Below are 26,567 nucleotides of genomic sequence, written 5' to 3'. Positions count from 1 at the left end.
CCCCCCAACTAGAGGCCCCCATCTACCGCCTCCCCGGCGGCAACGTCGCCTAACAGCCGGTCGTTCCGTCAAAGTCAGTACGCGGTGAGTCCGACCACATAAGTGTCAGAGTGTGTGAGCAGCACCAAACTGATCGGAAGGATCGCGCGCCGGGTCAGCCCCTGCCGGGCAAGAACCGTATGGGTGAATGCACGACCGACCCGGCATTGCCATCGGGTAAACGGTCTCGAACTGCGCGTACGCCAATGCGGCCTGCACGAGAGCCGCACCAATCCTTTCAGCAACCCCACCGCTATAAAAGGATAATGCGTAACCTTTCATCAGCGTGTGAGCGGTGCAAGGATACGGCTCCAGAGCTGGGTCCGGCCGGACGTGTCGGGGGTCGGGACGCGCTTGATCGCCATCGGTGGCGGCAGGCGGCAGTGCGATCAACGCGCCGCCTGACCAACCGCTGGGTGCCCGAGATCGAAGTCGACGAAGGTACATAGGCGCTCTACCAATTGAGCTACGAAGCCCGAAGCTCCGACTGGATTCGAACCAGTAACGACCCCATTAAAAGTGGAAGTAGCCCTCGTCTGCGCACCGGGCACATTCTGAAGCTTTGCCTCCCCGAGATCGAAAGTGCCGACGGCATAGTGGAGATCGAATCCACACACCGGAAAGTGACTTCCGGTTTCTACCAAAGAAGTATCCGTCCTGCGGCGCACCGGGGAGGCGCACATCACGATGTTGCCACCCGAGATCAAGATGACTGCAGTCTGCCCGCCAACCGGGCGATGTCCCCACGGGGTGGGAACATGGGGATTCGAACCTCGAAGTAGCTGCTGTCGTCGCACCGGGCGGTGCTGTGCAAAGGTTTCTTCCCCGAGATCGAAGTCGGCTGCGGGCCTATACGATCGCTCTGCCGGACTTGAGCTACCACCCGGTAAAACCGGTCAGGTGGGCAGAATTCGAACCTGCAACCTATCGTTCCCGAAGTATCCGCTGCCTGCGCACCGGGGAAGTTTCGATTCAGTTGTCAGAGCTTCAGAGATCAGAGACAGCCCCGGGTCGATTTTGGAAGAAGGAACCGGAGCTTTCGCACCTGAAGCACTACCAACATTACCGGGTTACGCACCGTTTCACACCCGAATAAATCCCCGTCACGTGGTGGTGGGGAACCGTGGTGATGGTGGAAAGCCACGGCGATGGCGGGGAACCATGGTGATGCCAGCGAAAACATGGCCGAGTACCGGGCCGGTCTGGGTAACGGCCAGCCACGGCTCTCCTGGCTCTGCGGTCGCGTCGAACACGCGGGCGTAGACCAGGTGCTTGCCATCGAGGCGGACCCTCGCAGTCTGGGCCACGCCAAACCTGGGCCACGCGCTCCTCATATGTGACCTGCATAAACGGGCCACCCATAAGTCTATATAGGTGCCTTCAGCACCGACCGCTACCAATGATCATGAAAACAGAACGCCCGCTACCTCGAAAAGGTGGCGGGCGTTCACGCGTCAAATGCAAGGAAAGCGGGAGAGCTAGATTTCACCAATTGAAGTTGAGAAGGAAGCGTCTCCCATGGCCTTGCAGCACAAACCGTATCAGGCCGGGATCAACTCATGCAGCGTTGTGGCCGTGAACACCCTCGCCCCCGGCTCGGGATTGGCTGGCGCTTCCAGCCCGATGTGCGTCACATGATCGGCCGCTCCGGGCTTGGCCCGCAGCAGGTCCACCAGGTAGCCGACCCGCAAGAAGTCGCGCTCCACGATCGAGCGCACCAGCAGGGACGTGGTGACCCGGTTGCCTTCGACCTGGTTGAAGTTGGGGCGCCCTTCACGTACAGGTGCAGCCACTTCGCCCGCCACGCGCCGTCTTCGCCGCGCAGGAAGACCAGAGGCAGGGCGACCTGGCCCGAGCCGCGCAGGTCCGACTTCATGCGCACGGTGCGCGGCTCGAAAGGTCGGCCTTCCTGCGCGCCGTCCCTGGTCATGAATCCGAAGAACGCCTCCGCGGCCTCGTCGAACCCCTCGCCGCAGTAGATGTTGACCAGCGGGATGATGATCGGACGGGTCGCTGCAGCGAGACGGATGTTGATGAACTCCGACGCCCCGTCCGTCGCGTCGGTGATGTCGCCGGAGTACTCGGCGAAACCGCTCCCGTAGTTCGTCCACGACACCTGCAACTCGTGGCCGTAAGTGGCATCGACCATGAGCGCAGACAGGTCATAGTCGGTGCGCCTCTCGTTCTGCCGCCAGTGGACGAAGAACCTCAACAGTTCGCCGTTCACTGGCGACGTTGACCCGCGTGGCAGCATGCCCAGCCCCGGCGAAACGGCCTTACCCGACAGTGGCAGCGCGACGTCGAGCACGTCGTCATCGACCACCAGTCGGCCAGGGGCGGGGAGGCGTCGGCCGATCTCCTCGTCGAGGATGCCCAGCGCTTCCGTGATTACGCCCTCAGGGAGCGGAGCGCGCGCGTCGGGCGTGACCCACGCCCTGCCGCGCTGGTTGGCGAACACACGTGCGGCAGCGGCGGCGTCGCGGTTCTGCACGTGCTCGCGGAGGGACAGCAGGACGCGACCCGAGGCGCTTTCGGCTGCGCACCGTGCCGCGTCCAGCACCGCCGATGGGGACTCGCTGGTCCGTAGTAAATGATCCAAGCGACGCAGCAGGGCGCCGGGCGCGCTCGCCAGCAGTTCGACGGCATCGGCGGTGCGGCCGGCCGACAAGGCGGACTGGACTCGGCCGACCAGGCACGCAGCCTTGCACTCGCCTCTGGCGACCTCGAAGACGTGGGCGGCGCGCGGGAACTGCGGGTACTCGTGCGGGTGGAGCCGCTCACCCAGGCGCTTCCACTGCTCGCGATAGCGCGGAACGTCCCCCAGCTTGGCCGGGGTCGCCACGTCGTTCAGGGCGGATAGGAGGGAGCGGCGCTTGGCTCGGCCGAAGGAGCGGAACCGCGACGGGTTCGACAGTGTGACGTCCCCACCGGAGAGGCCGCACGCCAGCCGCAGCACATCGGTCACCGTGTCGACGAGCAGCGGACGCCCCGCCGAAGCGCGCAGCCAGGTGCCGGTCGAGGCGTGCCCGCTGTTCTTGGCCTCACCGGTCGCGTGGACTCGTCCTACCCGGGCGGCGATCGCCGAGCTCAGCCGGTCCTGGGCGAACAGCAGGTCCTCCGTCTCGCCCACGCACAACCCGGCGGCCTCGGGCAGGTCAGCCACCGCAATCCGGGACGCGAGCTGCCGGAACTCGGCCACCAAAACCCCCGAACCCACCGGCTCGCCCCAGTCCTCCGGCCCCGCCGAGCGACCAGCGTCAGCCGAGCGGCCAGGATCGGTGGAGCGGCTGTGGAGGAACTGCTGCCGTGCGTTCTGCTGCCCTGCGCCGCACGCGTCCCTGTGCGCGTCGTCGTGGGCGTCGTCGTGGGCGTCGTCGTGGGCGGAACGCTGGGGCGGGACGTAGTCAGGGTCCAGCACCGTGCCCTTCAGGAACGCGGGCAACTCGCGTCCGCGGACGCCCCCCGCACGGGAGGGACCCAGCACATCGATCGGAGAACCGAGCATGAAGGCGCCCCCCTTTCGGCTCTGGCGGATCCGAACAACCACCCTCACGCTATCCAGCAGCTACGACATTCAAAACCTGGCCTAGATCCGAGACAAAACCGCAGGTCAAACGCTCCGTGAAAAGATCTACCTACCCACCGGCATCCGAAGATCCATCCGCCACGCCCGATCAGGAGCAGCACACCAACCCGCAGACCCTCAACCCGCGAAGAACAGGTCCTCGGTTCGCTTCATTCAAGCGACCATGGGGATGGCGGGGCGGGCGGAGCCCGTGGGAAAGCAACGGGCTGGGTGGGCGGGAGAACCCCGCAGATGCGCCAAGATGGGTGGATGACGGAGACGCGATTGGCGGGCGCGATATGCCTTCCGTCGCAGGTGTGGGTTCGTGGGCGTGGGCTCAGGCGGCCCGTGCCGGAGGGGGTTTTCCCTGATCATGGGCTTTATCTGGGGTCCGAGCGGTTGCGGCGACGCCATGATCGTTCGCTTGGGTGGCCTCGGGAATGGATTGACTGGCCTGACTTCTGGGTGCCTCGGGATGGCGAGCGGGCTGTTCGCGAAATCCGGGCCTTGTACGAGCTCGCGCGGGCCGGCCGGAACGTCGAGGTTGCCTGTGGTGGGGGTGTCGGGCGGACGGGGACTGTGATCGCGTGTCTTGCCATTCTGGCTGGGGTGCCGTCTGGGGACGCGGTGGCGTGGGCCAGGGCGAACTATCATCCACGGGCGGTGGAGGTGCCCTGGCAGCGGCGGTGGGTGGAGCGGTTTCCTAAAGGGTGATCTTGACGGTGCCGTTTTCGAAGAGGACCGCAGCGGGGGTGCGGTTGGTGGGGATGTCGAAGACGAGGGTGCCTACCGCGGTTCCGCCGGAGGGTAGCGAGGCGGGGGCGGCGTCGGAGAGGTCGGTGGCGCCGTATTCCAGGCCGTCGTCGTCGACGAGAGTGACAGGGCTGGCTTCGACAGCGGATTCGGGGCCTTCGTTCTGGAGGAACCATCCGATCAGGCAGAAGTGGCCGACGGTGGATTCGGTTTCCTTGTAGGTGGAGGCGCCGCATCTGGGGGGATTGGGGATCTGGATACGGAATTCTCCGATCTGAGCCCATTCACCGACGGGGACAGTGGTCACGCCGTCGGAGGTGACGACCTGGTCGTTCGACCGGGACAGGACCGTGGTGATGATCGCGGCGGTCGCGATGAGGGCCAGGGCGACCGCGATGGCCGCCACGACGAGCGGGCGACCACGGCGGGCCGGGCGGGCGGCGGTGGGCCGCAGGGCCGTGGCCCCAGGCTCTACTCCTCGACCGGTCGGCGGGGTCGTGGCTCCGGGTCCCGCTCCTTGACTGGTCAACGGCAGAGCCGTGGCTCCAGGCTCTACTCCTTGACCGGTCGGCGGGAGGGGCGTGGCTCCAGGTCCCGCTCCTTGAACGGTCGGCGGCAGGGGCGTGGCTCCAGGTCCCGCTCCTTGAACGGTCGGCCGCAGGACCGTGGCTCCGGAGTCTGGTGCCTGAGCGGCGGGCGGCAGGACCGCGGTTCCGGGTTCTGGGGCGGTGGGTGGGAGGGCTGTCGTGGGGAGGGCGCCGCCGACGAGGGCGAGCATCAGGTCTTGGGCGGTGGGGCGGGTGGTGGGGTCGGGGGAGGTGGCGCGGCGGACCAGGTCGTTCAAGGGGGGTGGGAGGTCGCCCAGGTCGGGGTGGGTGTTGAGGACGCGGGCGGCCATCAGGGAGGCGTCGCCGTGACCGTAGGGGTGGCGGCCGGTGCCCGCGTAGGAGACCAGGCAACCCCAGGCGAAGATGTCGGTCCATGGGCCGATTTCGGAGCCGTTGACCTGTTCGGGGGCCCACCAACCGGGGCTGCCGACGACTTCGCCAGCTTGGGTGGGGCCGCTGGTGGCGTCCAGAGCGCGGGCGATGCCGAAGTCGATCACGCGCGGGCCGGACATGGAGAGGATGACGTTGGCGGGTTTCAGGTCGCGGTGGACCAAGCCGGCCACGTGGATGGCGGCCAGGGCGGTGGCCACGCCGATCGCGACGCCGTGGAGTTGGCCGGGGTCGAGGGCGCCGTGCCGCGAGATCTGCTGGGACAGTGGAGTGCCGGGGATGTATTCCGTCACCATGTACGGCCGCCCATCCCGGGTCGTACCGTCATCTAAAACCTGGGCGGTGCAGAAGGACGCGACCCGGCGGGCGTGGGTCACCTCCGCATGGAACCGCGCGGCGAAGTGGTCCGAGGCGTACCCGGTTCTGATGACCTTGATCGCGACGAGGCGGCCGGTGTCGCCGGTGGCGAGGTAGACCGTTCCCATGCCGCCCTCACCCAACCGGCCCAGCAAGCGATAGGGGCCGATCTGCTGGGGATCGTCCGGAAGGAGGGGCTCGGTGCCGACTGGCTGCATTTAGGGGTGACCTCTCGCGTGACCTCCCCTTTTATTACACCCCAGCCGTTCACCCCGGGAAGAAATTCGCTCGCGTTGGGTACGGAACGTCGTACCCAACGCGAAAACCACATGTCAGGACGCGATGTCGTCCAGGAACGGACGCCCGTACGTCACGGCGTTGAGGACGGCCGCCGGGGCGTAGGTGCGATATTCGGAATCGGGCGGGACCCCGAGCGCGTCGTTGACGGTGGCGAAGGCGAGGCGCAGCGCGACGAACGCGGTCATCGCGAAGATCTTGTCATCGCTGATTCCGACGTCCCGGAGCTCCTGGACGTCGGCTTCGGTGGTCTGGTTGGGGTCACGGGCGAGCTTGCGCGCCCAGCGGGCCATCGCCCGCTCCTGGTCGCTCAACCCGGCGTCCGTGCCGAGCAACACCCCGGAGGCGATCGCCTCGTCGGCAGCGGCAGCCAGCCGCACGCCCCACGACAGCGAGCAGTAGGAGTCCCCGAACGCGGACGCGCAGGCCACGACCAGAATCGACCGCTGCCGAGCGTCCAGCCCGTACGGCGAGCTGGCCTCACGAAGCAGCCCGAACAGCGACATGACGGTCCTCGGCTGGTACGCCCAGAGCTTGGACACATTCATCACATAGCCGAGCTCCTCGACATCCTCCTCGAAGATCCGCCTCGCGTCGTCGCCCACCTCGGGCATACCAAGAAAACCAATGGTGCTCATCATGAACTCTCTTTACGCGCGAGATACCCGACCACGTCGATGGCGGCCCGGAGCGGAAGTCCATCCTGAACGTGCGGGCGGGCTTCCTTGATCGCCCCTTCGAGGAAGGCGGCCTCCCCGACGTTCTGCATCGCCTCGTACGCGGGACCGGTGGACGCCAGAGTCCGCGCGAACATCTCGGGATCGGCGCACTCCCAGGCGAACGGCACCGAGATCCGCTCGATGTCCACGAACCCGGAGCGCGCCAGCAGGTCCTCCCCCACCCCTGGCCGCCCGAGCGACACCATCGCCGCCTGGTTCTCCAGCTTCGCCGTGGTCGCCATCCGGAACGGCGCGAGCGCCCACGCCCCCGGCGACTTCTTGATATGCCCCCACACCGTGAACCCCACCCGCCCTCCGGGCTTGAGCACGCGGTAGATCTCGTCCAGCGCCCCGGGAGTCGTCCCCCAGACGCCGCGGAAGCTGGTCACGACGTCGAAGCTCGCGTCCTCCCACGGCAGCGCCTGCATGTCCCCCACGCGTACGTCCGCGCCGGGATTGCGGTGTTTGGCAACCGCGATCAGCCGAGCTGAAGCGTCGATACCGGCGCACGAAGCGCCGCGGAGCGAAGCGAGCTCGATGGCGAGACCGGAGCCGCAGGCGAGGTCGATGAGCCGGTCACCCGCGCCGACGCCGAGGGCGTGGTGCATGGTCACGTATTCACGGCAGTTGGACGGTTCGCTGAGTGTGGCGAAATCAGCCGCCTTGCGGCCCCACCCCTCATCGACGACGGTCCAATCCGTCTGTCTTAACGGTGTTGTCATTGCTTCTGCCTCATAGCGGATTCATGGAACAAATGGGCCAGCGCCGGGTTGTCGATGTCGGCGCTGAGCAGCCGGGCGGCCGCCAGCGCGTTCTGATCGCCCAGTCGCGCCCGGTACAGATGCGCCCGGACCACGAGCTCGCGCATGTCGCAGCGCGCGGCCAGGGCCGCCATGTTCTCGACCAGGGGCCGGGCCCGGTCGTGATCGCCATGGTCGAGGGCGGTGCCGACGGCGGCGTCCATCGCGTAGCCGTGCACCCACTGGTAGCGGTCGGGCACCCGGATGCACCGGAAGGACGCCTCCTCCTGCCACTTTCTGGCGGCCGGGTAGTCGCCCTTGGCGGCGCTGAGCAGGCCGAGCCCGCGCGCCGCCATGCCCTCCCAGCAGGAGTCGTTGAGCTGGCAGGCCAGCTCCCAGGCCTGCTCGAACCCGTCGGTGGCGGCTTCGAGGTCCCCGCCGAACAGGTCGAGCTCGGCGCGCAGGGTCTGCGGCCAGGGCAGGAACGCCATCCAGCGCTGCTCGTACACGCGCTCCAGGGAGCGAGCCAGCGCGGCGGCGGCCTGGCTGCGCTCGGCGCGCAGCAGGTGCGCCCGGGCCACCATGGACAGCGACCACGCCTGCTGCCGGTGGTCCCCGCATCGGCCCGACCGCTCCACCGACTCGTTGAGCAGCTCGAAAGCCAGCGGGTAGTCGCCGACGTCGGAGGCGTTCTTGCCGCGCACCGCGAGCAGCGCCGCGCACTCCTGGTCGGTCTCGGCCAGGGCCTGCGCCTTGGCCAGCCAGACCTCGGCCGTCTTGCGCCGCCCGGCCTGCACCTCGACGAACGCCAGCTCCCGGTGCGCGGTCACCGCGGTGGCCCGGTCCCCGGTGCGGGAGGCCAGCTGGATCGCCTCGTGGATCGCGACGATGCCCTCCTCGTCCCGCCCGCGCGCCGCGTGGATCAGCGCCCCGCCGAGCGCGACCAGCGCACGACCCTGCAGGGCCGCGTCCCGGCAGCGTGCCGCCTCCGCCACGGCCCGGCGCAGGCACTGCAGGCCGGCGTCCACGGCCCCGGCCACGATCGCGGCCCGGCCCGCGTCCAGCTGGCTGGACGCCGCCGCGCGACCGCTCAACGGTGGCGCCATCGGGCTGCCGGTGCCGACGTGGGCCGCCTCCCGCAGCGCCGGGGACGCGTCCACCCCGAGTTCCCGCCGCAGAATGTCCTCCCCCACCGCGACCTGCCGCAACGCCGCCGTACGGTCCCCCGCCGCGGCCAGGCTCCGCACCAGCAGCTCGTGGTTGCCCTCTTCCAGCGGATTGCGCGTGACGGCCCGCGAGGCGTACTGCACCGCGTCGGTCGCCCGCCCGCCGGCCAGCAGCGCGACGGCCGTCTGGCGTAACCGCGCCTCGACCTGGGCCGAGACGCGGTGCCGTTCCACCAGCAGCCAGGATTCGAACTCCAGGCTGGAGGTCAGGTGCACGCCTTCGAGCAGTTCTCCGCCGATATCCAGCAATGGTGTGGGATCGGCGCGCTCTCGAGTGATCTGCTCAAGGTCCACGACCACGTCGTCACCCAGGTTCGGGGAGATGGGATCCCCGCTGAGCACATCGCGTTTGCCGAGCGCGCGGCGGAGCTCGGCGAGCGTCCAGCGCAGCGCGCCCAGCGGGTCGTCGGCATCGCCGAAGAGCAGTTCAGCCAGATGCCGCCGGCTTGGCGGCCGCTCCGCCAGCAGCAGGTAGCTGAGTAGAGCCCATGCTTTGCGGCCACGCGGCGATCTGACCGGCTGGCCGTCCCGCTCGATGGCCGGAGGCCCGAGCAAACGGATCGTCAACATGGGACTCACTCCCTTCAGCGAATTTCGGTCGCGCGAAGTCGCGAGGACAGTCCGACTCCGCGCGCGTGAAGATCAGCCTGCCGCGAGCGCCCTGACGTCGGCGGTGGTCAGCGGCTGCCCGCCGATGCCCCAGTCGCCGCTCTTGACGTCCTCGATGACGACCCAGGTGACCGAGCGCATGTTCTCGCCCTCGATACTGACCATCGCCTCGGTGAGCGACTTGACGATCTCGGCCTTCTGCGAGTCGTCGAAAACGCCCTCGATGACCTTCACGTTGATGAGCGGCATGATTTCCCCTCGATATGTGGTGTGGTTCCGTCGGCGCCACACATGTGCCGACAGAGTGAACCTTGCCAGGGGATCGTGTGAGTCAGCGTGTGAGTACGCGCATGCTTCTGAACTGCCGGAACGACGTGTTCGAGGGTGCCTGGAGGGGCGCTAGGTGTCCTGATTCATCCGGCGAACAGCAGGAGTAGGCCGACGACGGTGTAGATCACCATAAGAGCCATCAAGGGGATCTGGCCCATGACCGCGGTCCGGTGCGGGAACAGGGTCAGGGCGCGGTCGTGGGCGAGGACGGTGCCGAGGACGTGGCCGATCACGATGACGGTGACCTGGAGCATGGCGATGGAGGCGGGGGTGGCGCCCAGGCTCTGGAGGGTCCAGTTCGCGGTGCCGAGCCAGTTCGCGCCGGTGTCGAGGGGGTCGGAGAGCAGGGCCAGGGTGTGCTGGCCTTCGAAGAGGAACAGCGTGAAGTAGTGGGCGACGAGGTAGCCGACCGCGATCGGGACCAGGGAGTGGGCGAGTTCGCCGGCGGTCGTGGCCGGTGCGGCGCTGCCGAGGCGGGCGGCCCAGGTGGTGGCGGCCAGGAACAGGGCCAGGACCAGGGCGATGACGGTGAGCAGGCCCAAGGTGCCCATGAGGGGGGCGGGGAGGCGGCTTTCCTGGACGAATCGCACCCAGAGGGGGGCGTTGGAGAGGCTGTCGTACATGGTCGAGCCGAGGAGCACGATCACCAGGGCGGGGAGACCGGGGGCGTGCGCGAGTCCGGCCATGCCGTCGAGGGGGTTGCGCAGGGTCAGCTTGGTTTGCGCGGGTGCGGAGGATTCGGTGGCTTTGGCGGCCGAGTTGCGCGGCTTGGTTTGCGCGGGTGGGTGGGAATCTCGCCTTCGTGATTTGCCTTGGGGTGATTTGCCGTGCGGGGATTTACCCCGGGGCGATTTGTCTTGGGGCGATTTGGCGGCTGGGCGTCCTGGTGGGCGTGTGGCGTGTGCGATTTGTCGGCTTATGGGGGAAAGGCTGCCGATCAGGGTGCTGTACGCCTCGAAAGCGTCGCCTTTGTCGAACCACTGGGATCCGAAGATGGCGGCTCCGGTGAGGGTGGTCAGGGCGTACAAGGTCAGCCAGATGGTGATGACGGGGAGGGTTGCGCGGTCGGGGGCGACGAGTTCCAGCCAGACGAAGGCGAGCAGGCCCGCGGTGGCGGGCCAGTAGCCGACGCGGGGAGAGAGAGTTTTCCAGCCGTGGTCGGGGTCGCGGTGGAGGAGGGCACAGGCGGCGCGGTGGAGGGTGCGTAGTGGGTTGAAATTTCGCCATACGGGGCCGAAGACGAGGGATACGGGGATTAGGCCGACCCAGAAGAGGACGTAGAAGGTGCCTGCGGTCGGGTTGTCGGGGGTGTCGGGGCCGAAGAGCAGGCCGATGGCGAAGTACGCGGCGATCACGATGCCGATGGCGGGCGGGAGCCAGGTGGTGTTCCGGGTCACGTACGACGGGATGCCGGCCAGGCGGGGTTCGCGCCAGAGGAAGCCGAGGGCGGCGAAGGACACCAGGAGGGCGATGGCCGCGCCGGAGACGGCGGCGGAGAACGGGATCGGCAGGTCCTGGCGTCCGCCGACACCGTGGGCGAGAAACCGTTCGCCGACGCCCTGGGCGAGGGACTGTCCGCCGACGCCGTGGGCGAGGAGCATGGTCACTGGACCACGAGCTGGAACAACTGCAGCTCGGACTCGTGGGTCTCGACCTCGAAAAGACCGTCTTGGTCGGCGACGAACTCAATCGTGGCGGCCGTGCCGGGCTGCAAGCTGGCGGATTTGTCGAATCCGTGCACATGGGCTTCGTCAGCGACGTCACTGGTCACCGAGATCTTGACCTGCTGGCCCTTGGCGACCTCGATGCGTCCCGGTGGCGGGGTCACCGTGCCGTTGGCGATGGTCACAGCGATCTCCTTGGCCGGGCCGGAGAAGGTGGCGGCGTCACTTGCCGCGCCGCACGCCGTCACCGACAGGACCGCACAAACGAGAAGAACCATCAGAGACTTCATTAGTGACTCCAAACAGGGGTTATCTGGCCTTGTTGCCGGGACGGCGGTTATCGGGTCTTGTTGGCGGGGCGGCGTGCGGTACTGACGAGAAGGATCAAGACTCCGGCCACGAGAATGGCGGGGATCAGCCACACCACGAACCCACCGTCATTGCCGCTGGACGAGGTGCTCTCGCCGACGGCGGCGGGCTGCTGGGAGAAGAGGCTGCTGGGCTGAACGGCCTGCGGCCCTTGGCTGGGCTGAACGGGTTGCGGCCCTTGATCGGGCTGGGTGACCGGCGCGGTGGACGCGGCCACATGGCTGGGCTCGACCAATAGCGCGGGATCGGGCTCGTTGTCCGGCGCCTGCCAGCCAGCTGGAGCTTTGGCTATCGTCCCGGTGTATTTGAACTGGACCTCGCCCTTGACGAGTTCCCCATCCGAAGCGCGTGAGACGTATTTAACGGTATAAACACCCTGCTCAGGCCAGTACGCGACGGGAACCATCGCCGGAAACCCCGTCTCGAACAAACGTGGCTCCCACTTGCCGTTATTGAGCCAGAGCTCACGAACCGGCTCGTCAAGGCGTTTGGGTTCCCCATGGGACCACTGCGTATCCAGACGCCGTCCACTAGGACTCAGCACCGCGAAATACGCATTCAGCGCAGGCTTCTCAGTGAAGTAGAGCTGCAGCTTCTCCATGGGCGCATCGAGGGTGCTGTCCTTGCCCGGCACCGACACCGCCAGCTGACCATGAGCAGCAGCAGGCTGCGCACCCACCACCATCGCCGCGACCAGGCCAAACACCACAAGCACGACACGCCTACACAAGCGCACGGAAGTCGACCCCTCCGACTCAAACGCGTGCGCCGACCACGCCACCCAACGGATAACGTCTCACTCTCCAGCGGCGTGCCACGGCCCCGGAGCAAGCTCACCCTACCAACGCCAACACGAATCCGACCAGATCGGACCACCCGATGATTGCGACTCCCGCACACTCGCGAGTAACCGGGCGTGCGCACGCGCAAGTCCCGCCAGCCTGGCCGCCAAGGGCCCGGACGATGTCCGTCTCGGGCGTGCGCACGCGCAAGTTTCCCCCGAGCAGAGCAGCAATCGGCAGGTAGAACATCAAACAGCACATCGCTGGGCAGAATGCCACCGTCGCCGGAGGGTCCCGGCCAGCAGCGACTCATCGGGAACACCGAACAGCAGGCCGCTGCGCGGAATGCCACTGCCGCTCTTGGCGCCGGTGCGGCGAGAGCCATCACGCGCTGAACGGCGCCGGATAACGACGAGCAACCCGGCGACCTGCTCGTTCTGTCAGGTGCTTAAGCCTGGAGTGTGCGTCTCGAGGCCGAGCACAGGCATCGAGCGAGGCTCACGGCTGGATATCGAGGTAGGCCTTGGCGAGGCGCTTTGGGGCTCGGCATAACCACGCGTCGGTGATGACCTCGGCGAGTTCCTCCACCGGGATGCGGTCGAGCCGGATGAGGATCGCCGCATACCCATTGAAGTGGGGCGTCGTGAAGTACACCTCCGGGTCGTCGGCGAGGAAGGCCTCCTTGACGGTGAGGTCGGCGACCTGCGCCGCCAGAATCGGACCGTCGGGCGCCTGGTCGCCGAGGGCCTGCAGGTCAGACCGTCTGAGCGGGCGCTCCCAGACGAACCCCTTCTTGTTCACGGTCCACGACAGGGTCTCCCGCGACGTCACCTCGGCCGTCTCGGGCAAGGCCATCGCGAGCCGCCGCACGTCTTCCCAGCTAGCCATTGGGCCAGCCTAAACACCGCCACCGACAGAATCCGGCCCCGGCCAAGAGTGCTAGCGCTAACATCATCTACCCTGCTGACCACTTGACCTCGACCAGTGATAGCGCTAACAATCAGGCACTCGAACACTTGGGAGCGCGACGTGAACAGACTTCCGACCGTCGTCATCGGCATCGACTTCGGCACGCTATCCGGCCGGGCCTTGGTGGTCGCGACCGAGGACGGGACAGAACTGGGCACAGCCGTACATGGGTATCGGCATGGAGTGGTCGAGCGGCAGTTGCCCGGTGGCGGAGCGGCGCTGAAGCCGCAGTGGGCGCTTCAGGTTCCGCAGGATTGGCGGGATGTGCTCGTGCATGCGGTGCCCGCCGCGCTGGCCGCCGCCGGGGTCACGCCGGAGCAGGTGATCGGCATCGGGACCGATTTCACCGCGTGCACGGTGCTTCCTGTGACTTCGGCGGGAGTGCCGCTCTGCGAGTTGGATGATCTGCGCGATCGTCCCCATGCGTACCCCAAGCTGTGGAAACACCATGCGGCCCAGCCGCATGCGGACCGGATCAACGCGCTCGCGGCCGCGCGGGGAGAGGGCTGGCTGGCCCGGTACGGCGGGAAGATCTCCAGCGAATGGCAGTTCGCCAAAGGGCTGCAACTGCTGGAAGAGGATCCGGAGGTGTATCGGCGTACCGATCGCTGGATCGAAGCCGCTGACTGGATCATCTGGGAGCTCTGCGGGACGGAGACCCGCAACCTCTGCACAGCCGGATACAAGGGGATTTTTCAGGACGGTCACTACCCCAGCCGGGAGTTCCTCGAAGCCCTGAATCCGGATTTCGGGGACTTCGTCGGCAAGCTCGAGCATCCGCTTTCGGCCATGGGTGAGCGGGCGGGCGGGCTCAGCGCGCGGGCCGCCGCGTGGATGGGGCTGCCGGAGGGTGTCGCGGTCGCGATCGGCAATGTGGACGCGCATGTCACCAGCGTGGCCGCCGGGGCGATCGACCCTGGCCAGATGCTCGCGGTGATGGGGACCAGCACGTGCCACATCATCAACGGACCGGCGCTGGCCGAGGTGCCAGGGATGTGCGGCGCGGTGCGGGATGGGGTGATTCCCGGACTCTGGGGGTACGAGGCCGGGCAGAGCGGGGTTGGGGATATCTTCGCGTGGTTCGTCGAGTCGGGGCTGCCGGAGGAGTACCAGACCGAGGCCCGGGAGCGGGGATTGTCCGGGCATGAGCTGCTCAGCGAGAAGGCCGCCAAGCAGCCGGTCGGGCAGCATGGACTGGTCGCCTTGGATTGGCATGGCGGCAATAGGTCCGTGCTGGTAGATCATGATTTGTCCGGCGTACTGGTCGGGGCCACGCTCGCGACCCGGCCGGAGGAGGTGTATCGCGCGCTGCTGGAGGCGACCGCGTTCGGAACGCGTACGATCATCGACGCGTTCGAGGGCAGCGGGGTTCGGGTGGACGAGTTGATCGTCGCCGGTGGGCTGTTGCGTAGTTCCTTCTTGATGCAGATATATGCGGACATCATCCAGCGGCCGCTGAGCATCATCGGGTCGGCGCAGGGGCCGGCTCTCGGGTCCGCGATTCATGCGGCGGTCGCGGCAGGGGCGTACCCGGATCTGCACGCGGCCTCAGCCACGATGGCCCGAGTCCACCGGAACGTGTATCAACCGGACCCCAACCACGCCGCCACCTACGACCAGCTCTACGCGATCTACACCGAACTCCACGACCACTTCGGCCGCGGCGGCACCAACGCCCTCCACCGCCTCCACGCCCTCCGGAATGGTAGCGATAACACTGAGGTCTCTTGATCCATCCGGAGTGGTCTTCTGAGTGTTTGCGATAACAGAGCCGGGGACTGGTTGACGAGGAGACTCGACGTCTCGTACATGGATGAGGTGCCCAAAATCAGCGATATCGCCGCCCGCTACCAGTCGCGCGCGAACGCGTTCGAAGCCAAAATCATCGCGGTACGGCCCGAGCAGTGGTCGAACCAATCCCCCTGTACGGACTGGAACGCCAGAGACGTCGTCAGGCACATCATCGACATGCACGCCGCGATGCTCCGCCCTCTCGACCGCACCCTCAGCCCGGCGCCCACGGTGGACGAAGATCCTCTCGCCGCTTTCCGCACCGCCCGGGCGGACGTGGAAACCCTGCTTCACACCCCCGAACTCGCCACGACCACCACCGAAACCCCGTCCGGCCCGATGTCCGTCGAAGACCACATCGACCAGGTCGTCAGCGCCGACATGGTGCTCCACGGCTGGGATCTGGCCAAAGCGACCGGCCAAGATCCCACGATGAACCCCTCCGAGGTCCTGGCCATGTGGCCGACCGTGCAACACGTCCCGGACAAACTCCGCATTCCCGAAGCTTTCGGCCCCGGCATCATCGTCTACGGGCCCGAAGTGAAGGTCGCCGAGGACTCCTCCCTCCAGGACCGCATCCTCGGCCTCATCGGCCGCGACCCCAACTGGACCCCGCCGAATTGACAACCAGTCCGGCCCGAGAACGGAGATTCCCGCCTGCCGCACGCGCGGCTTCGGGTGGGTTCCGCGCAGCGACGTCAGTAGGGCAGTTTCTGCAGCGTCCACCCGTTGCCGTCGGGGTCTTTGAAGTGCGCATATGACACGGTGGGCTTGCCCGGGGCGCCCATGTCCTCCACCTCCGCGATGTCCACCCCGCGCCCGAGGAGTTCCGCCCGCGCCGCGTGAATGTCGGAGACCACCCGGTGCAATCCCTGCACCGACCCGGGCTCGGTATTCACGATCCCCACCCCGATGCAGATCGAGCAGGCCGACCCCGGCGGGGTCAGCTGCACGACGCGGAACTCCTCGCCGAACCGCTGATCGAGGTCGACCACGAACCCGAGCTTCTCCGAATAGAACTCCTTGGCCCGGTCCACATTGTGGACCGGAATCGGCACGAGTTCCAGTTTCATTTCCATGGCGACCATCCTGATCTATTCATGTAACACGGGTCTCGATGATGAATGGTTTATTCATCTTGACTCGACTTGGCGAACGGGGTGATCACCGGGTGTTCACCTCGGAGGTCCCACGCAGATCCGACGTCTAGCCGTCAACCCTGTCATATCCTGTCCGCTCGGACCCCTCGGGACCAGGGGGCATCGGCGATCCCGGCCGCCCCGGGGAGCCGTCTTTCTGTCGGACCCCCTCGCTAGGCTCCAGAGGAGAAGAAAGGACTTCGCACCATGCCCATATCAGACCGAATCGGTCAGAAACGTCCAAAAGACACCTTTGTCAAACCACAAAACCCCCAGAAATTAGACACAGATCTTGTGCCTCCTGGCGGTCTGGCGGGCTGAGCGCGTTCACCCACCATGGTCGGATCGCGGCTCGGAACATGCCCTGAAGTGCCGTCATACCGGACAAGCGTGACCCCTCCGACGTTTGTGGCGACACGAAGCAGGACAAGGTCCCCCATCTGAGCTCAACATCCGCCAAGATCTGACAAGATGTCGTCATCGGTGCCGCCTTACGGCGTAGATCGCATGAAGGGAGAATTCGCGGTTGTGCATCGGGGATGTTTTATTCATATCTGCGCGGATACCAAATAGGCTCGCGGTAGCGTCGGCGGCGGATGAAGGAGACAGGCGTGCCTGACGAAGCGCCAGTGCCACCTGGTATCGACGCGAGCACGCCCAACGCCGCGCGCATGTACAACTACTATCTCGGCGGCAAGGACAATTTCGCCGTCGACCGGGCGGCGGCCGAGCAGGTGCTCAAGGTGGCTCCGGAGGCGCGGGAGCTGGCCCGGCAGAACCGCGAGTTCATGCGGCGGGCGATCCAGCATGTCATGGCCGAGACGGGTATCCGCCAGTTCATCGATATCGGAACCGGCCTGCCCAGCGAAGGCAACGTGCACGAGATCGTTCACGCCCGCGACCCGGACGCGTCGATCGTTTATGTGGACAATGACCCGGTCGTGCTCGCCCACGCGCGGGCGATCCTCTCCCGCACGTCCAGCACCGCCACCATCCGCGGCGACCTCCGCCGGCCGATCGACATCCTCAACAACCCCGAACTGCGCGATCTGATCGACTTCTCCCAGCCCGTGGCGATCCTGCTGGTCGCGGTCCTGCATTTCCTCACCGACGACGACAAACCCGGCGAAGTCATCGCCCGGCTCCGGGATTCGCTCGCACCGGGAAGCCACCTGATCCTCTCCCACGTCACCGCGGACGAACGGGCGTATGCCGCCCAGCAGGGCGCGGCCGTCTATCGGAAGGCGAGCGCCAGCATCACGCTCCGCCACCGCCAGCAGATCATGGAATTGTTCGACGGGTTCGAGCTCATCCCGCCCGGCCTGGTGAGACTGCACGACTGGCGGCCGGACGAGGACTCCGCGTTCGCCACCTACCGTGGCCGCGAGTTGCCGACCTGGTTCTATTGCGGCGTCGGCCGCATCCGGGATTAGTGAGGAAAAGTCGTGATCTGGACAGCCGTACGGTTTGGCCCCGCCGGAGGCGCGGCCAAAGACACGGTGAGTCGACCGGTCGGCGGTTGTCTGTGGGGCGGGGTTCTGGTTACTAGTGACCCTCCAATCGAGGAGCCCATCCGTCATGCCCGACATGGATTTCAACCCACTCGGAGGCGTACAACCCGCCGGTTCGGCTTTCACCCGCTTCGATGAGCTGCGCGAGCAGCATGCCGCCTTCCGGAGCACGTTCGGGCAGGGGTTCTGGGTCATCAGCAGATACGACCGGATCGTCGAGATCTGCCAGGATCCGGGGACGTTCTCCAGCTCCGCCGTGTCCGTGCTGGATCCGGATCCGGCGTACCGGTGGATTCCGGAGATGCTCGACCCGCCGGAGCACACCGTCTGGCGGCGGCTGCTCGGGCCGCTGTTCTCTCCGGCGGCGGTCGCGGCCAGGGCGGAGACGATCCGGCAGCAGTGTGCCGCGCTGGTCGAATCGCTGGCGGCGCGCGGGTCATGCGATTTCGTCACTGATTTCGCCCGGGTGTATCCGACGACGGTGTTCCTGGAGTTGATGGGACTGCCGGTGGAGGATCTGGCGACCTTCCTGGCCTGGGAGGACGCGATCCTGCACGCGCCGCCGGCGGAACGGGCGGGGCGGATTCAGGCGATGGGGGAGGTTATCGGGTATTTCCGGGGGGTCATCGCGGAGCGGCGGGCGGAGCCTCGGGAGGATCTGATCAGCACGGCGCTCGGGTGGGAGATCGACGGGGAACCCGTACCGGATCGGGATCTGCTGGATCTGTGCCTTTTGCTGTTCATGGCGGGGCTGGACACGGTTACGGCGCAGTTGTCGTACGCGTTCTGGCATCTGGCCAAGGACGACAAGGATCGGACGCGGATCGTGGATGATCCGGCGATCATCACGGACGCGATCGAGGAGTTGCTGCGGGCATACTCGATCGTGATGCCTGCCCGGAAGCTGACTCGGGACACCGATTTCCATGGTTGTCCGATGAAGGCCGGGGAGATGGTGTTGTTGCCGCTCAATCAGGCCAATCGGGATCCGGGGACGTTCACCGATCCGACTCAGGTCGATCTTGATCGGCCGCATAACCGGCATATCGCGTTTGGGGTTGGGGTGCATCGGTGCCTTGGCTCGCATCTGGCGCGGGCGGAGATGGGTATCGCGCTGGAAGAGTGGCATCGGCGTATTCCTAGTTATCGCATCCCTGACGGGGCGGAAGCGCTCGAGCATGCCGATCTGGTGCTTGGGTTGGACACTCTGCCCCTCGTCTGGGATTAGATCAGGATGATCAGGCCGATCAGCACGAAGACTCCAGGGACCAGCCAGCGGCCGTAGCGTTCGACGAGTTCGATGATCTTCCGGTGTGATCCGAGCCAGGATCCGGCGAGGCACCAGACGGCCACTCCGGCGGCGAACACGACGATGGTGACCGCGAAGGCGTCCGCGCCGATTGTCCGGAACACGGGGGTGTAGACCGAGACATTGTCGGCGCCGTTGGCGATGGTCACTGCGGCTACGGAGAGCATTCCGGTGGCGACCGGAGGGGGATCATGCGATCCCCTGTCGCGTACGGCCATGATCAGGCCGCGGATGCCGAGGGCGATCGGCACCAGGCCGAGCAGCCGGATCCAGTCGTCCGGGATGATCGACAAGCCGAGCGCGGCCAGGCCGGAGACGAGCAGCAGGGCCGCGATGCCCAGATACTGTCCCGTCCAGACCTGCCAGGGCTTTGGTGAGCCCTGTGTCCGGGCGGAGAGGAACAGCACGGTCAGTACGAGGAGATCATCCACATTGGTGCCGATGAACATTCCGGCCGCAGTGGCCGCCGCGGCCGGAATGTCGCTCATGTCGGCACAACCTATCGGGGATCTTGCCGGGACGCTCGCAACCGCTTCCGTGGATTGCCGGATCCGCCGCAGCGGAGCACGAGGACGGCTTCTGATCGTCTTCCAGGAAGGTCCCGGACGCCTGGTGCCCGACGGCTACCTGCACTCCGGAGCCGTTGGCACGCGCGCACGTCTTGACGCGTACCGCCCGTGAGCGACCGGCGCCGGAACGCCCGAGTTAGCGGGGAGCCGCCTGGAATGCGCGGCCGGCCGGGGTGGTGGTGCCGTTGCTGTGGAACAGGCCCGTGCTGACGCCCGTGTCCTTGGCCGGGAGGCCGAACCAGGCGTAGCGCTGGACATATGGGAGGGATCCCAGCATCTGGGTCGCGGACGTCAGGAATGCCGCCTGCTGGGCCTCGGTCGGGTACCGCACGCCGTTGGAGAAGTCGATCAGCGCGAACTCGGTCAGCCAGATCGGCTTCTTGTATCGGTCGTAAACGGCCTGAATGTAGGACTTCAGCTGACCGGTGGCCGCGTCGGCGCGGAAGTCACCGCCGTACCAGTGCAAGGTAATGAAATCCACGCGGTAACCGCGGGAGGCCGCGCCCGACATGAACCGATCGAGCCATCCGCCCGCGTTGTTCCCGCCCCACGCGACAGCCGGGCTGCCCAGCTTCTGCCCGGTGGCCATCAGCTTCGGCCAGAGCGAAAGCGCCGTCTCCACGGACATGTTGGACTGCTCCTTCATGTCCGGTTCGTTGAATCCAAGCAGGTACGGCCCTGCGCTCTTGGCCTGGGCGAGATTCTGGTCGGTCACGCTGGCCGCGCCCCAGATCATGGGCACGAACTGGGAGGACTCGGGGGTTGTGATGCCGTTGTGGTTGGTCGACCAGGTGTAGTACCAGCTCGCTCCCGAGCTGGCGAGCGCGCTGCTGACGTTCGGCATCTGCCAGACGCCGACTCCCTTCTTGCCCACCGTGGGAGAAGTCGGCGTGCTCGATGGGGACGAGGTGGGCGAAGGGCTCGGCTTGGTGGTTGGAGTGGCCGTGGGAGTCGAATTAGATGCCGTTCCGAAGACCTGGAACTCCCACAGCGAGACGCCGTAGACGGTCGAGCGCTTGGTTGCGTACAGCCGGACATACCGGGCCGTAGCCGAGACGTTGACGGTCTGCACGCCGCCCTTGCCCGCGGTCGTGGTGTGAATCGTCGTCCAGCTGCCGCCTCCGTTGGAGGTCTGGATCTGGAAATTCGTGGCGTAGGCGCGCTCCCAGTTGAGCACGATCCTCTTGATCGCCGTCGCCCGCCCGAGGTCCACCCGCAACCACTGCGGATCGCTGAACTTGCTGGACCAGCGGGTCCCCGGCTTGCCGTCCACCGCCGCCGCAGGGGACAGATCCCCCCGCTCAGACGAGGACGCGACAGCCGCCCGCCCCTGCGACAGCGGCGTCTCCGCCGCCCCCGCCGGCACCGCACCAGCCACCAGGCCGGCCCCCAGCACCACCGCCAGCACAGATCCCAGCACTACCCGACGCACCCGCGGAACAGTCTCACTCATGGTCGATGAGGTCCTTCGTAGGGGATAAGAACTCCATGCAGGCACCCACCCGCACACCTAGGAGACGCCCCAGCTCCACCCGAATAACAAATTTCCCAAACTCTCTCCAGACGGCCCCAAACTGATTCCACCCCACCCGGCTGTCACTACGGTCGCCGTTACGAAACCCCAGTCATGTCACAGTGGTTCTCCCACCCACCCAGCCCGTTGTTTACCTTCGGGCTCCGCCCGCCCCCGCCAGCACCGTGGTCGCTCGAATGAAGTGGCAGGTTGATCCGCGTGGTTCTCCCACCCACCCAGCCCTCTGTTCGCCTTTCGGGCTCCGCCCGACCCCACCATCGCCGTGGTCAGCCGAACGAAGCGGGCGGAGCCCGGGGCGATCACGGGATCGGGCGGAGCCCGAGGGTATCAACGGGCTGGGTGGGTGGGAAAACCCCTCGGCATTGAGACTGTCGCGTCTATGGGAAACCCCGGCGACCACGGGATCGGGCGGAGCCCGAGGGAATCAACGGGCTGGGCGGGAGAACCACGGATCGGCTGCCGCCTCCGTGATCGCTGTGAATGCCATCACGGAGCGACAGCCAGCGGGCAGATGAGCTCTATGAAGGCTCGGCCGTGACCAACTCGGCGGCCTCGGCCTCGGCACGAAGGCGGAGAACGTATTCCGCCACCTCGACGGGAACCAGGGCGGCCACCCGTTCCCCCTGGTCATCCCGGACGAAGGTGATCGCGCCGTGCTCCCGCGCCTCCCCCACGATCGTCGGCAAGTGCATGGTCATCTGATCCAGGTCGAGATCGTCGATGGCATGCACGACCCGCTCGTCCCCCCGCCGCGTCAGTGGAGCACGCCGGACGGCGCTCTCCGCCGCGATCCGCCGGAAACGGTCCTCCCGGACCGTTTCGGCTTCCCGCCCCCAGCGCCGGCCTCCGGCAGCCCGATCGACGTGATCCCACATTCGCTCGTGCGCGTCCATGCCCCCCATTGTCGCTCACCATCCTGGAACGCCAGGACCAGGAAAAACCCAACGCTACTTGACCGTATCGGCGGGCCCTGCCTCCTCACCCTCGTCCTCGCCGTGCGATGGCGCCCCCGAATCGCCCTCGATCAGCTCGATGAGGTCGGCCGAATTCGACATCCCGTACGACGACACGCCCAGCACGAAGATCCCCTTGAACAAGTAGACGATCTTGTCCCACGTATCGATCTCTTTTCCGTCCCCATGACACCCTCCTCCAAAGAAGAGCGTGACATTCCGTTCCATTTCCGTGATCTAGGTCGCACGCCCGACGAGCCTCTACGCGCACAAGCCCTGGGCCCGCTGGTCGGCAACGATCTCGTCGACCGACTGACCCTGATACTGCTTCCGCTGATCAGCGGTCATCTCATACCGCCAGCGCCCGGCCTGATAGCGGAAGGTGAACTGGTCGACCAGGATCGACCGCGACGCGGTGACGCGGGCCGTGGACCCAGAGACGCTCACGTCGCTGATCGACCAGCGGATGCCCTCCGCCGGCGCCGGGCACTCCCGGAACCTGCGCATGTACTCCGACCGGCTGACCACGGCTTGGGACTGCTCGGTCCACTGGTCCCAGAACTTGCCGTAGTTCCCGACGCTGTAAAATTCGAACGCGCGTTTGGCCGCTGCCTTGGCGCCGGTCTTGGTCCGGGGCTGGGACGTCGGTGTCGGTGTCGGCGTGGTGCTCGCGCTCGCACCCGCCGGGCGAGAGCTCACCTCGGTCCCGATCGCTGCCGCCCCTGCAGGCTGCGGCACCCGTTCCAGGACCAGGACCACCGCGAAGACCGCGACCGTGAGGGCGAGAATCGCCACGACCAGGGCCACCATCGCCACACCGCCGCTGGGCCTCCGCCGCTTGGGCAGGCGCCGTTGGTCTCGAGCAAGGGGCTGAGTCATAGGAGGCTCCAGGGGTCACAGCTACCAGTGAGACGTGCGGAGCTCCGCCCCGGGTGACGGCCGAGGCTGGCCGGATCCGGTCACGCGGTGGTGCGACGCGGCGGCGAGGAGGGCTCGGGACTCCTCGACTTTCGCCTGCGGAACCGAGGACGGCCGAGACGTCATGCCTACGGTCGCGACCACACTGGCCGCGACCGTACGCGAAGATCGATCTTGCTGTTACTTGATGGGCGTGCCGGTGACCAGCGGCAGCGAAATCGAGGTGCCGGCCAGGTCGACGGTAACCTTGGCGCCGGTGCCGGGTTCGGCGTCGGTCCCGGTGCCGGTGCCGGCCTCGTCGAGGTTGAAGTCGTCGTTGGTTCCGGTCAATACCAGGCCCAGCCGGTGCCCGGCCTTGAACTCGTAGTCCTGCGGCAGCAACTTCCAGGTGATCTGGTACGGCTTGCCCGGTGTCAGCGGTGTCGAGCGGCTCAGCGACTTGTGGTTTTGCGCGTCCAGGATTCCTCGGGTGACCACGTTGAAGTCGGAGATCGCCGTGTTGTCGCCGCCCTTGAGGTAGCAGCCGTCGTCGTCGGCTGTGCTCTGGCCGACGCAGTCTTCGCCGCCGATGAACTTGAGGCCTTCGTCGAAGGTCGGGCCCAAGGCGCGGTAGTCGATGCGGGTGTCCTGGCCGTAGTCGACGAGCAAGACACCCAGGTTGGCGGTCGGCTTGTCCAGCTTGAGGCGCAGGCTCACCGACGGCGTTCCGGACAGCCGCATCGCGTTCTCCAGCGGCGGGGTCAGGAAGGCCAGCCGGTTGGGGTTGGTGGTGCCGGGGTCGCCGGCCATCCCGACCTCGGTCTGGGCGGTGTCGAGGTAGCTGCCGGTTCCGGTCGAGGGCTTGCGGCCCAGGGAGCCGTCCTGCTGCGGCCGCAGGGTCGTCGTCCGCGCCGCGGGTGCGGGCCAGGCGGCCTGGGTGATCCAGCGGTCCGGGCCAAGCTGCACGTCGACGCGTGGCAGGCGCATGATGTCGTTGGCCACGCCCATCAGTTCGTGATCGAACCACTGGTGCAGGGTGCCGAGCCACACCTCGCGGCGGGCCCAGAACGGGTCGAGATGCCCGTACTGCGTCACCCACGCCTTGCGCTGCACCGTGCGAGGCAGCTCGGCCCACCACTCGGAGAACTGGCTGCCCACCACGTTCCGGTCCTGCATGCCCATCACCGAGAAGACACTGGCGCGGATGTTGCGCGCCTTCGAGATCGACCCGTTCCGGTAGTTGCCCTCGTGCCAGTAGGCGTTGTAGTTGCCGGTGTCGTCGTCGGAGTCTTCGAGCAGCTTCTGGCGCACCGCCGCGCACTTCTCGTCCGGATCCTTGTCGACCCGCCTGGACTGCCAGGACGCCCCGCCCTTGAACCAGGTGAGGGTGCCGTTGTTGCGCGAGTTCTCATATCCGCTGGTGTAGCCGGAGATGTTCACGATCGTCGCCGAGCGCTCCCTCATAGGAGTGGCCGATCATCCCGGTACGTCCGGTGGTCCAGGTGGCCTTGACCGGATCGCCCTTGTCGTCGAAGGCGCGCGCCCGGCCGTTCAGCCAGTCGACGACCGCCTTGCCGCCCAGCACGTCGGAGGCGCCGTAGGAGGTCGGGCAACCGTCGGACAACCTGGTGCCGATCATGTCGACGGACACGAAGGCGTACCCGCGTGGCACGAAGTAGTTGTCGTAATACATCGGGAACTTCGTCACGTTCCCGTTCGCGTCGTACTTCTTCTTCTCGATCTCGAAGCCGACACCCGGGTCGTCGTAGTACGGGCTTTCCTGCATGATCACCGGGACCTTGAGCCCGGAACCGGACTCCTTCGGCCGGATGATGTCCGCCCGGACCAGATCCTTCTTGCCGTCGCCGTCGCTGTCGACCATCGACTGTACGCGGACGTGCTCACGGATGGCGTCCTGGTAGGAGAAGACGGGCTGGGTGAGCCCGCCGGAGACTTCAATCTTCGGCTCCGCCGCCGCGGATACGGCGGGAGCACCGGCGACCACGAGCGGGATCGCGAGTGCGGCGAGGAACCCTCGCCGTTGCGAGTATGACATGTACCTTCCTTTTGGGCTGGTTACTGCTTTCAGTGGCATCGTCATGGCGCGCCAAGAAGGCGACGTGGCGAGGTCGTCGTGGCACCATGAAGCGTTTCCGCTTTTCAGCGCGGGGTGCCGGCCAGGCCAGCGAGATCAGTGGCGGCCGGGCGGGCACGCGGAGGTGGGGCGTTGTCGCAGTTCACCGTGGGTGAGCGTCGTCCGCTTCAGGGACGTGTTCCGAGTCGCGCGTTTGGGGGATGAGTCCGGCGCCGGCGCGGCGAGAACGAGCGAGGGGCACGTTCTTCCAGTCGCGGTACTCGGTAGGTGTCCTTCTGCCAAGCTGCCCGGGAGTCCCTAGTTACTCGGCGCTAATGTGGGGCCCATCTCACGGACCCGAGCATCGGGCCATCCAGGTCGATGCCGTCGAGCACGGTCTTGTCTTGCCTGCCTTCCACGGGCCCCTAGGAGATCTTGCGGCGGTACGTGTTCATGGCGAAGAAGTACGCGACGATGAGGATGCCGACACACCAGGCCAGGGCGATCCAGATGTCGGTGCTGACCGGCTGCTGGGTGAACAGGTCGCGGATCGTGTTGACGATGGAGGTCACCGGCTGGTGCTCGGCGAAGGCGCGCACGGGGCCGGGCATGGTGTCGGTGGGCACGAATGCCGAGCTGAGGAACGGCAGGAAGATGAGCGGGTAGGAGAACGCGCTCGCTCCGTCCACGCTCTTCGCGGTAAGACCGGGGATGACAGCGATCCACGTCAAGGCCAGGGTGAACAGGATCAGGATGCCGGCGACCGCGAGCCACGCCGGCACTCCCGCCGCCGAGCGGAAGCCCATGAGGAGGGCGACGAGCACGACGACCACGAGCGAGATCAGATTGGCGATCAGCGAGGTCAGCACGTGCGCCCACAGGACGGACGAGCGGGCGATCGGCATGGACTGGAATCGCTCGAAGATGCCGCTCTTCATGTCCGTGAAGAGCCGGAATGCGGTGTAGGCGATGCCCGAGGCGATCGTGATGAGCAGGATGCCGGGCAGCAGGTAGTTCACATACGAATCCGACCCTGTTTCGATCGCGCCGCCGAAGACGTAGACGAACATCAGCATCATGGCGATCGGCGTGATCGCGGTCGTGACGATGGTGTCCACGCTGCGGGTGATGTGGCGCAGGGATCGTCCCAGCAGGGCGGCGGTGTCGCCGAAGAAATGCTTGGTCATCGTTGTTCCTTACGCGTCCGTGCCGATGTGGCGGTCATTGGGCTCGCCGTTCTTGCCGTCGGCACCGACGAGCGCGAAGAAGACGTCCTCGAGGGTCGGCTGCTTCTCGACGTATTCGACCTTGGCGGGCGGGAGCAGCTGCTTGAGCTCGGCCAGGGTGCCGTTCACGAGGATCCGGCCCTCGTG

The 26,567-nt window shown here is 66.7% G+C and carries 24 protein-coding genes; 5 read left to right on the top strand and 19 right to left on the bottom strand.

Annotated features, from left to right (window positions below):
* Positions 1-1,669: 1,669 nt before the first annotated feature.
* Positions 1,670-3,544 (bottom strand): hypothetical protein, encoded by a 1,875-nt coding sequence (locus ABGB08_RS51020; protein WP_347606634.1) that lies wholly within the window; start codon positions 3,542-3,544, stop codon positions 1,670-1,672.
* Positions 3,545-3,856: 312 nt separating this feature from the next.
* On the opposite strand from ABGB08_RS51020, the gene ABGB08_RS51015 reads away from it, so the two are divergent.
* Complete coding sequence (locus tag ABGB08_RS51015; RefSeq protein ID WP_347606631.1) at positions 3,857-4,318, top strand: protein-tyrosine phosphatase family protein; 462 nt, start codon at positions 3,857-3,859, stop codon at positions 4,316-4,318.
* On the opposite strand, the gene ABGB08_RS51010 is transcribed toward ABGB08_RS51015, so the two are convergent.
* The 9 genes from ABGB08_RS51010 to ABGB08_RS50970 all read right to left on the bottom strand — a co-directional run bounded on the left by ABGB08_RS51010 (position 4,308) and on the right by ABGB08_RS50970 (position 13,336).
* Positions 4,308-5,930: a protein kinase gene (locus ABGB08_RS51010; protein WP_347606628.1), complete on the bottom strand. Its 1,623-nt coding sequence runs from the start codon at positions 5,928-5,930 to the stop codon at positions 4,308-4,310. The genes ABGB08_RS51015 and ABGB08_RS51010 overlap by 11 nt on opposite strands.
* A gap of 114 nt (positions 5,931-6,044) precedes the next feature.
* Positions 6,045-6,650 carry a hypothetical protein gene (locus tag ABGB08_RS51005; RefSeq protein ID WP_347606625.1) on the bottom strand — a complete coding sequence of 202 codons (606 nt, stop codon included), beginning with the start codon at positions 6,648-6,650 and terminating at the stop codon, positions 6,045-6,047.
* The gene (locus ABGB08_RS51000) at positions 6,647-7,336 is read right to left on the bottom strand and encodes a methyltransferase domain-containing protein (protein ID WP_347606637.1); all 690 of its coding nucleotides are present in this window, start codon (positions 7,334-7,336) and stop codon (positions 6,647-6,649) included. The genes ABGB08_RS51005 and ABGB08_RS51000 overlap by 4 nt, the downstream gene beginning before the upstream one ends.
* A 110-nt stretch (positions 7,337-7,446) precedes the next feature.
* The gene (locus tag ABGB08_RS50995) at positions 7,447-9,264 is read right to left on the bottom strand and encodes a BTAD domain-containing putative transcriptional regulator (protein ID WP_347606622.1); all 1,818 of its coding nucleotides are present in this window, start codon (positions 9,262-9,264) and stop codon (positions 7,447-7,449) included.
* Positions 9,265-9,336: 72 nt separating this feature from the next.
* On the bottom strand, positions 9,337-9,552 hold the full coding sequence (locus ABGB08_RS50990; RefSeq protein WP_347606619.1) for a 4-oxalocrotonate tautomerase family protein: 216 nt from the start codon (positions 9,550-9,552) through the stop codon (positions 9,337-9,339).
* 164 nt (positions 9,553-9,716) lie between these two features.
* Positions 9,717-11,240 carry a hypothetical protein gene (locus ABGB08_RS50985; RefSeq protein ID WP_347606616.1) on the bottom strand — a complete coding sequence of 508 codons (1,524 nt, stop codon included), beginning with the start codon at positions 11,238-11,240 and terminating at the stop codon, positions 9,717-9,719.
* Positions 11,237-11,575, bottom strand: a complete 339-nt coding sequence (locus ABGB08_RS50980) for a cupredoxin domain-containing protein (RefSeq protein ID WP_347606613.1) — start codon at positions 11,573-11,575, stop codon at positions 11,237-11,239. Before ABGB08_RS50980 ends, ABGB08_RS50985 begins: the two co-directional genes overlap by 4 nt.
* A gap of 59 nt (positions 11,576-11,634) precedes the next feature.
* On the bottom strand, positions 11,635-12,381 hold the full coding sequence (locus tag ABGB08_RS50975; RefSeq protein WP_347606610.1) for a hypothetical protein: 747 nt from the start codon (positions 12,379-12,381) through the stop codon (positions 11,635-11,637).
* A 565-nt stretch (positions 12,382-12,946) separates the two neighbouring features.
* On the bottom strand, positions 12,947-13,336 hold the full coding sequence (locus tag ABGB08_RS50970; protein WP_347606607.1) for an MmcQ/YjbR family DNA-binding protein: 390 nt from the start codon (positions 13,334-13,336) through the stop codon (positions 12,947-12,949).
* Between the two features lie 141 nt (positions 13,337-13,477).
* Between ABGB08_RS50970 and araB the strand changes: the two genes are divergently transcribed.
* Both araB and ABGB08_RS50960 read left to right on the top strand, forming a co-directional pair.
* Entirely contained in the window at positions 13,478-15,148 is a 1,671-nt protein-coding gene (gene araB, locus ABGB08_RS50965; protein WP_347606604.1) for a ribulokinase, read from the top strand.
* A 51-nt stretch (positions 15,149-15,199) separates the two neighbouring features.
* A complete protein-coding gene (locus ABGB08_RS50960) occupies positions 15,200-15,832 on the top strand; it encodes a TIGR03086 family metal-binding protein (protein ID WP_347606601.1) in 633 nt (210 codons plus the stop codon).
* A gap of 74 nt (positions 15,833-15,906) precedes the next feature.
* Here the strand turns inward: ABGB08_RS50960 and ABGB08_RS50955 are convergent, their stop codons facing one another.
* Entirely contained in the window at positions 15,907-16,287 is a 381-nt protein-coding gene (locus ABGB08_RS50955) for a VOC family protein (RefSeq protein WP_347606599.1), read from the bottom strand.
* A 671-nt stretch (positions 16,288-16,958) separates the two neighbouring features.
* On the opposite strand from ABGB08_RS50955, the gene ABGB08_RS50950 reads away from it, so the two are divergent.
* Both ABGB08_RS50950 and ABGB08_RS50945 read left to right on the top strand, forming a co-directional pair.
* Complete coding sequence (locus ABGB08_RS50950) at positions 16,959-17,780, top strand: SAM-dependent methyltransferase (RefSeq protein ID WP_347606596.1); 822 nt, start codon at positions 16,959-16,961, stop codon at positions 17,778-17,780.
* 145 nt (positions 17,781-17,925) lie between these two features.
* Positions 17,926-19,086, top strand: a complete 1,161-nt coding sequence (locus ABGB08_RS50945) for a cytochrome P450 (RefSeq protein ID WP_347606593.1) — start codon at positions 17,926-17,928, stop codon at positions 19,084-19,086.
* Here the strand turns inward: ABGB08_RS50945 and ABGB08_RS50940 are convergent.
* The 8 genes from ABGB08_RS50940 to ABGB08_RS50905 all read right to left on the bottom strand — a co-directional run bounded on the left by ABGB08_RS50940 (position 19,083) and on the right by ABGB08_RS50905 (position 26,381).
* Positions 19,083-19,655 (bottom strand): cadmium resistance transporter, encoded by a 573-nt coding sequence (locus ABGB08_RS50940; RefSeq protein WP_347606590.1) that lies wholly within the window; start codon positions 19,653-19,655, stop codon positions 19,083-19,085. The genes ABGB08_RS50945 and ABGB08_RS50940 overlap by 4 nt on opposite strands.
* Positions 19,656-19,872: 217 nt before the next feature.
* Positions 19,873-21,189 carry a glycosyl hydrolase gene (locus tag ABGB08_RS50935; protein ID WP_347606587.1) on the bottom strand — a complete coding sequence of 439 codons (1,317 nt, stop codon included), beginning with the start codon at positions 21,187-21,189 and terminating at the stop codon, positions 19,873-19,875.
* Between the two features lie 599 nt (positions 21,190-21,788).
* A complete protein-coding gene (locus tag ABGB08_RS50930; RefSeq protein ID WP_347606584.1) occupies positions 21,789-22,163 on the bottom strand; it encodes a hypothetical protein in 375 nt (124 codons plus the stop codon).
* A 54-nt stretch (positions 22,164-22,217) separates the two neighbouring features.
* Positions 22,218-22,367 (bottom strand): hypothetical protein, encoded by a 150-nt coding sequence (locus tag ABGB08_RS50925; RefSeq protein WP_347606581.1) that lies wholly within the window; start codon positions 22,365-22,367, stop codon positions 22,218-22,220.
* A gap of 117 nt (positions 22,368-22,484) precedes the next feature.
* Complete coding sequence (locus ABGB08_RS50920) at positions 22,485-23,102, bottom strand: hypothetical protein (protein WP_347606578.1); 618 nt, start codon at positions 23,100-23,102, stop codon at positions 22,485-22,487.
* Positions 23,103-23,321: 219 nt separating this feature from the next.
* Positions 23,322-24,584 carry a CocE/NonD family hydrolase C-terminal non-catalytic domain-containing protein gene (locus tag ABGB08_RS50915; RefSeq protein ID WP_347606575.1) on the bottom strand — a complete coding sequence of 421 codons (1,263 nt, stop codon included), beginning with the start codon at positions 24,582-24,584 and terminating at the stop codon, positions 23,322-23,324.
* Positions 24,529-25,176, bottom strand: a complete 648-nt coding sequence (locus ABGB08_RS50910; RefSeq protein WP_347606572.1) for a CocE/NonD family hydrolase — start codon at positions 25,174-25,176, stop codon at positions 24,529-24,531. The genes ABGB08_RS50915 and ABGB08_RS50910 overlap by 56 nt, the downstream gene beginning before the upstream one ends.
* 443 nt (positions 25,177-25,619) lie before the next feature.
* Positions 25,620-26,381 (bottom strand): ABC transporter permease, encoded by a 762-nt coding sequence (locus ABGB08_RS50905; protein ID WP_347606569.1) that lies wholly within the window; start codon positions 26,379-26,381, stop codon positions 25,620-25,622.
* Between the last annotated feature and the right edge of the window lie 186 nt (positions 26,382-26,567).

The organism is Acrocarpospora sp. B8E8 (assembly GCF_039871605.1).
GTDB lineage: Bacteria > Actinomycetota > Actinomycetes > Streptosporangiales > Streptosporangiaceae > Acrocarpospora > Acrocarpospora macrocephala.
The sequence above is the reverse complement of the archived record's forward strand: the minus strand, read 5'-3'. Positions and strand labels throughout refer to the sequence as shown.

Excerpts from the sequence above, each read along its gene's own strand:
- ABGB08_RS51020 (WP_347606634.1), bottom strand. The coding sequence starts at position 3,544 with ATGCTCGGTTCTCCGATCGATGTGCTGGGTCCCTCCCGTGCGGGGGGC.
- ABGB08_RS51015 (WP_347606631.1), top strand. The coding sequence starts at position 3,857 with ATGCGCCAAGATGGGTGGATGACGGAGACGCGATTGGCGGGCGCGATA.
- ABGB08_RS51010 (WP_347606628.1), bottom strand. The coding sequence starts at position 5,930 with ATGCAGCCAGTCGGCACCGAGCCCCTCCTTCCGGACGATCCCCAGCAG.
- ABGB08_RS51005 (WP_347606625.1), bottom strand. The coding sequence starts at position 6,650 with ATGATGAGCACCATTGGTTTTCTTGGTATGCCCGAGGTGGGCGACGAC.
- ABGB08_RS51000 (WP_347606637.1), bottom strand. The coding sequence starts at position 7,336 with ATGCACCACGCCCTCGGCGTCGGCGCGGGTGACCGGCTCATCGACCTC.
- ABGB08_RS50995 (WP_347606622.1), bottom strand. The coding sequence starts at position 9,264 with ATGTTGACGATCCGTTTGCTCGGGCCTCCGGCCATCGAGCGGGACGGC.
- ABGB08_RS50990 (WP_347606619.1), bottom strand. The coding sequence starts at position 9,552 with ATGCCGCTCATCAACGTGAAGGTCATCGAGGGCGTTTTCGACGACTCG.
- ABGB08_RS50980 (WP_347606613.1), bottom strand. The coding sequence starts at position 11,575 with ATGGTTCTTCTCGTTTGTGCGGTCCTGTCGGTGACGGCGTGCGGCGCG.
- ABGB08_RS50970 (WP_347606607.1), bottom strand. The coding sequence starts at position 13,336 with ATGGCTAGCTGGGAAGACGTGCGGCGGCTCGCGATGGCCTTGCCCGAG.
- ABGB08_RS50955 (WP_347606599.1), bottom strand. The coding sequence starts at position 16,287 with ATGGAAATGAAACTGGAACTCGTGCCGATTCCGGTCCACAATGTGGAC.
- ABGB08_RS50945 (WP_347606593.1), top strand. The coding sequence starts at position 17,926 with ATGCCCGACATGGATTTCAACCCACTCGGAGGCGTACAACCCGCCGGT.
- ABGB08_RS50940 (WP_347606590.1), bottom strand. The coding sequence starts at position 19,655 with ATGAGCGACATTCCGGCCGCGGCGGCCACTGCGGCCGGAATGTTCATC.
- ABGB08_RS50935 (WP_347606587.1), bottom strand. The coding sequence starts at position 21,189 with ATGAGTGAGACTGTTCCGCGGGTGCGTCGGGTAGTGCTGGGATCTGTG.
- ABGB08_RS50930 (WP_347606584.1), bottom strand. The coding sequence starts at position 22,163 with ATGGACGCGCACGAGCGAATGTGGGATCACGTCGATCGGGCTGCCGGA.
- ABGB08_RS50920 (WP_347606578.1), bottom strand. The coding sequence starts at position 23,102 with ATGACTCAGCCCCTTGCTCGAGACCAACGGCGCCTGCCCAAGCGGCGG.
- ABGB08_RS50915 (WP_347606575.1), bottom strand. The coding sequence starts at position 24,584 with ATGAGGGAGCGCTCGGCGACGATCGTGAACATCTCCGGCTACACCAGC.
- ABGB08_RS50910 (WP_347606572.1), bottom strand. The coding sequence starts at position 25,176 with ATGTCATACTCGCAACGGCGAGGGTTCCTCGCCGCACTCGCGATCCCG.
- ABGB08_RS50905 (WP_347606569.1), bottom strand. The coding sequence starts at position 26,381 with ATGACCAAGCATTTCTTCGGCGACACCGCCGCCCTGCTGGGACGATCC.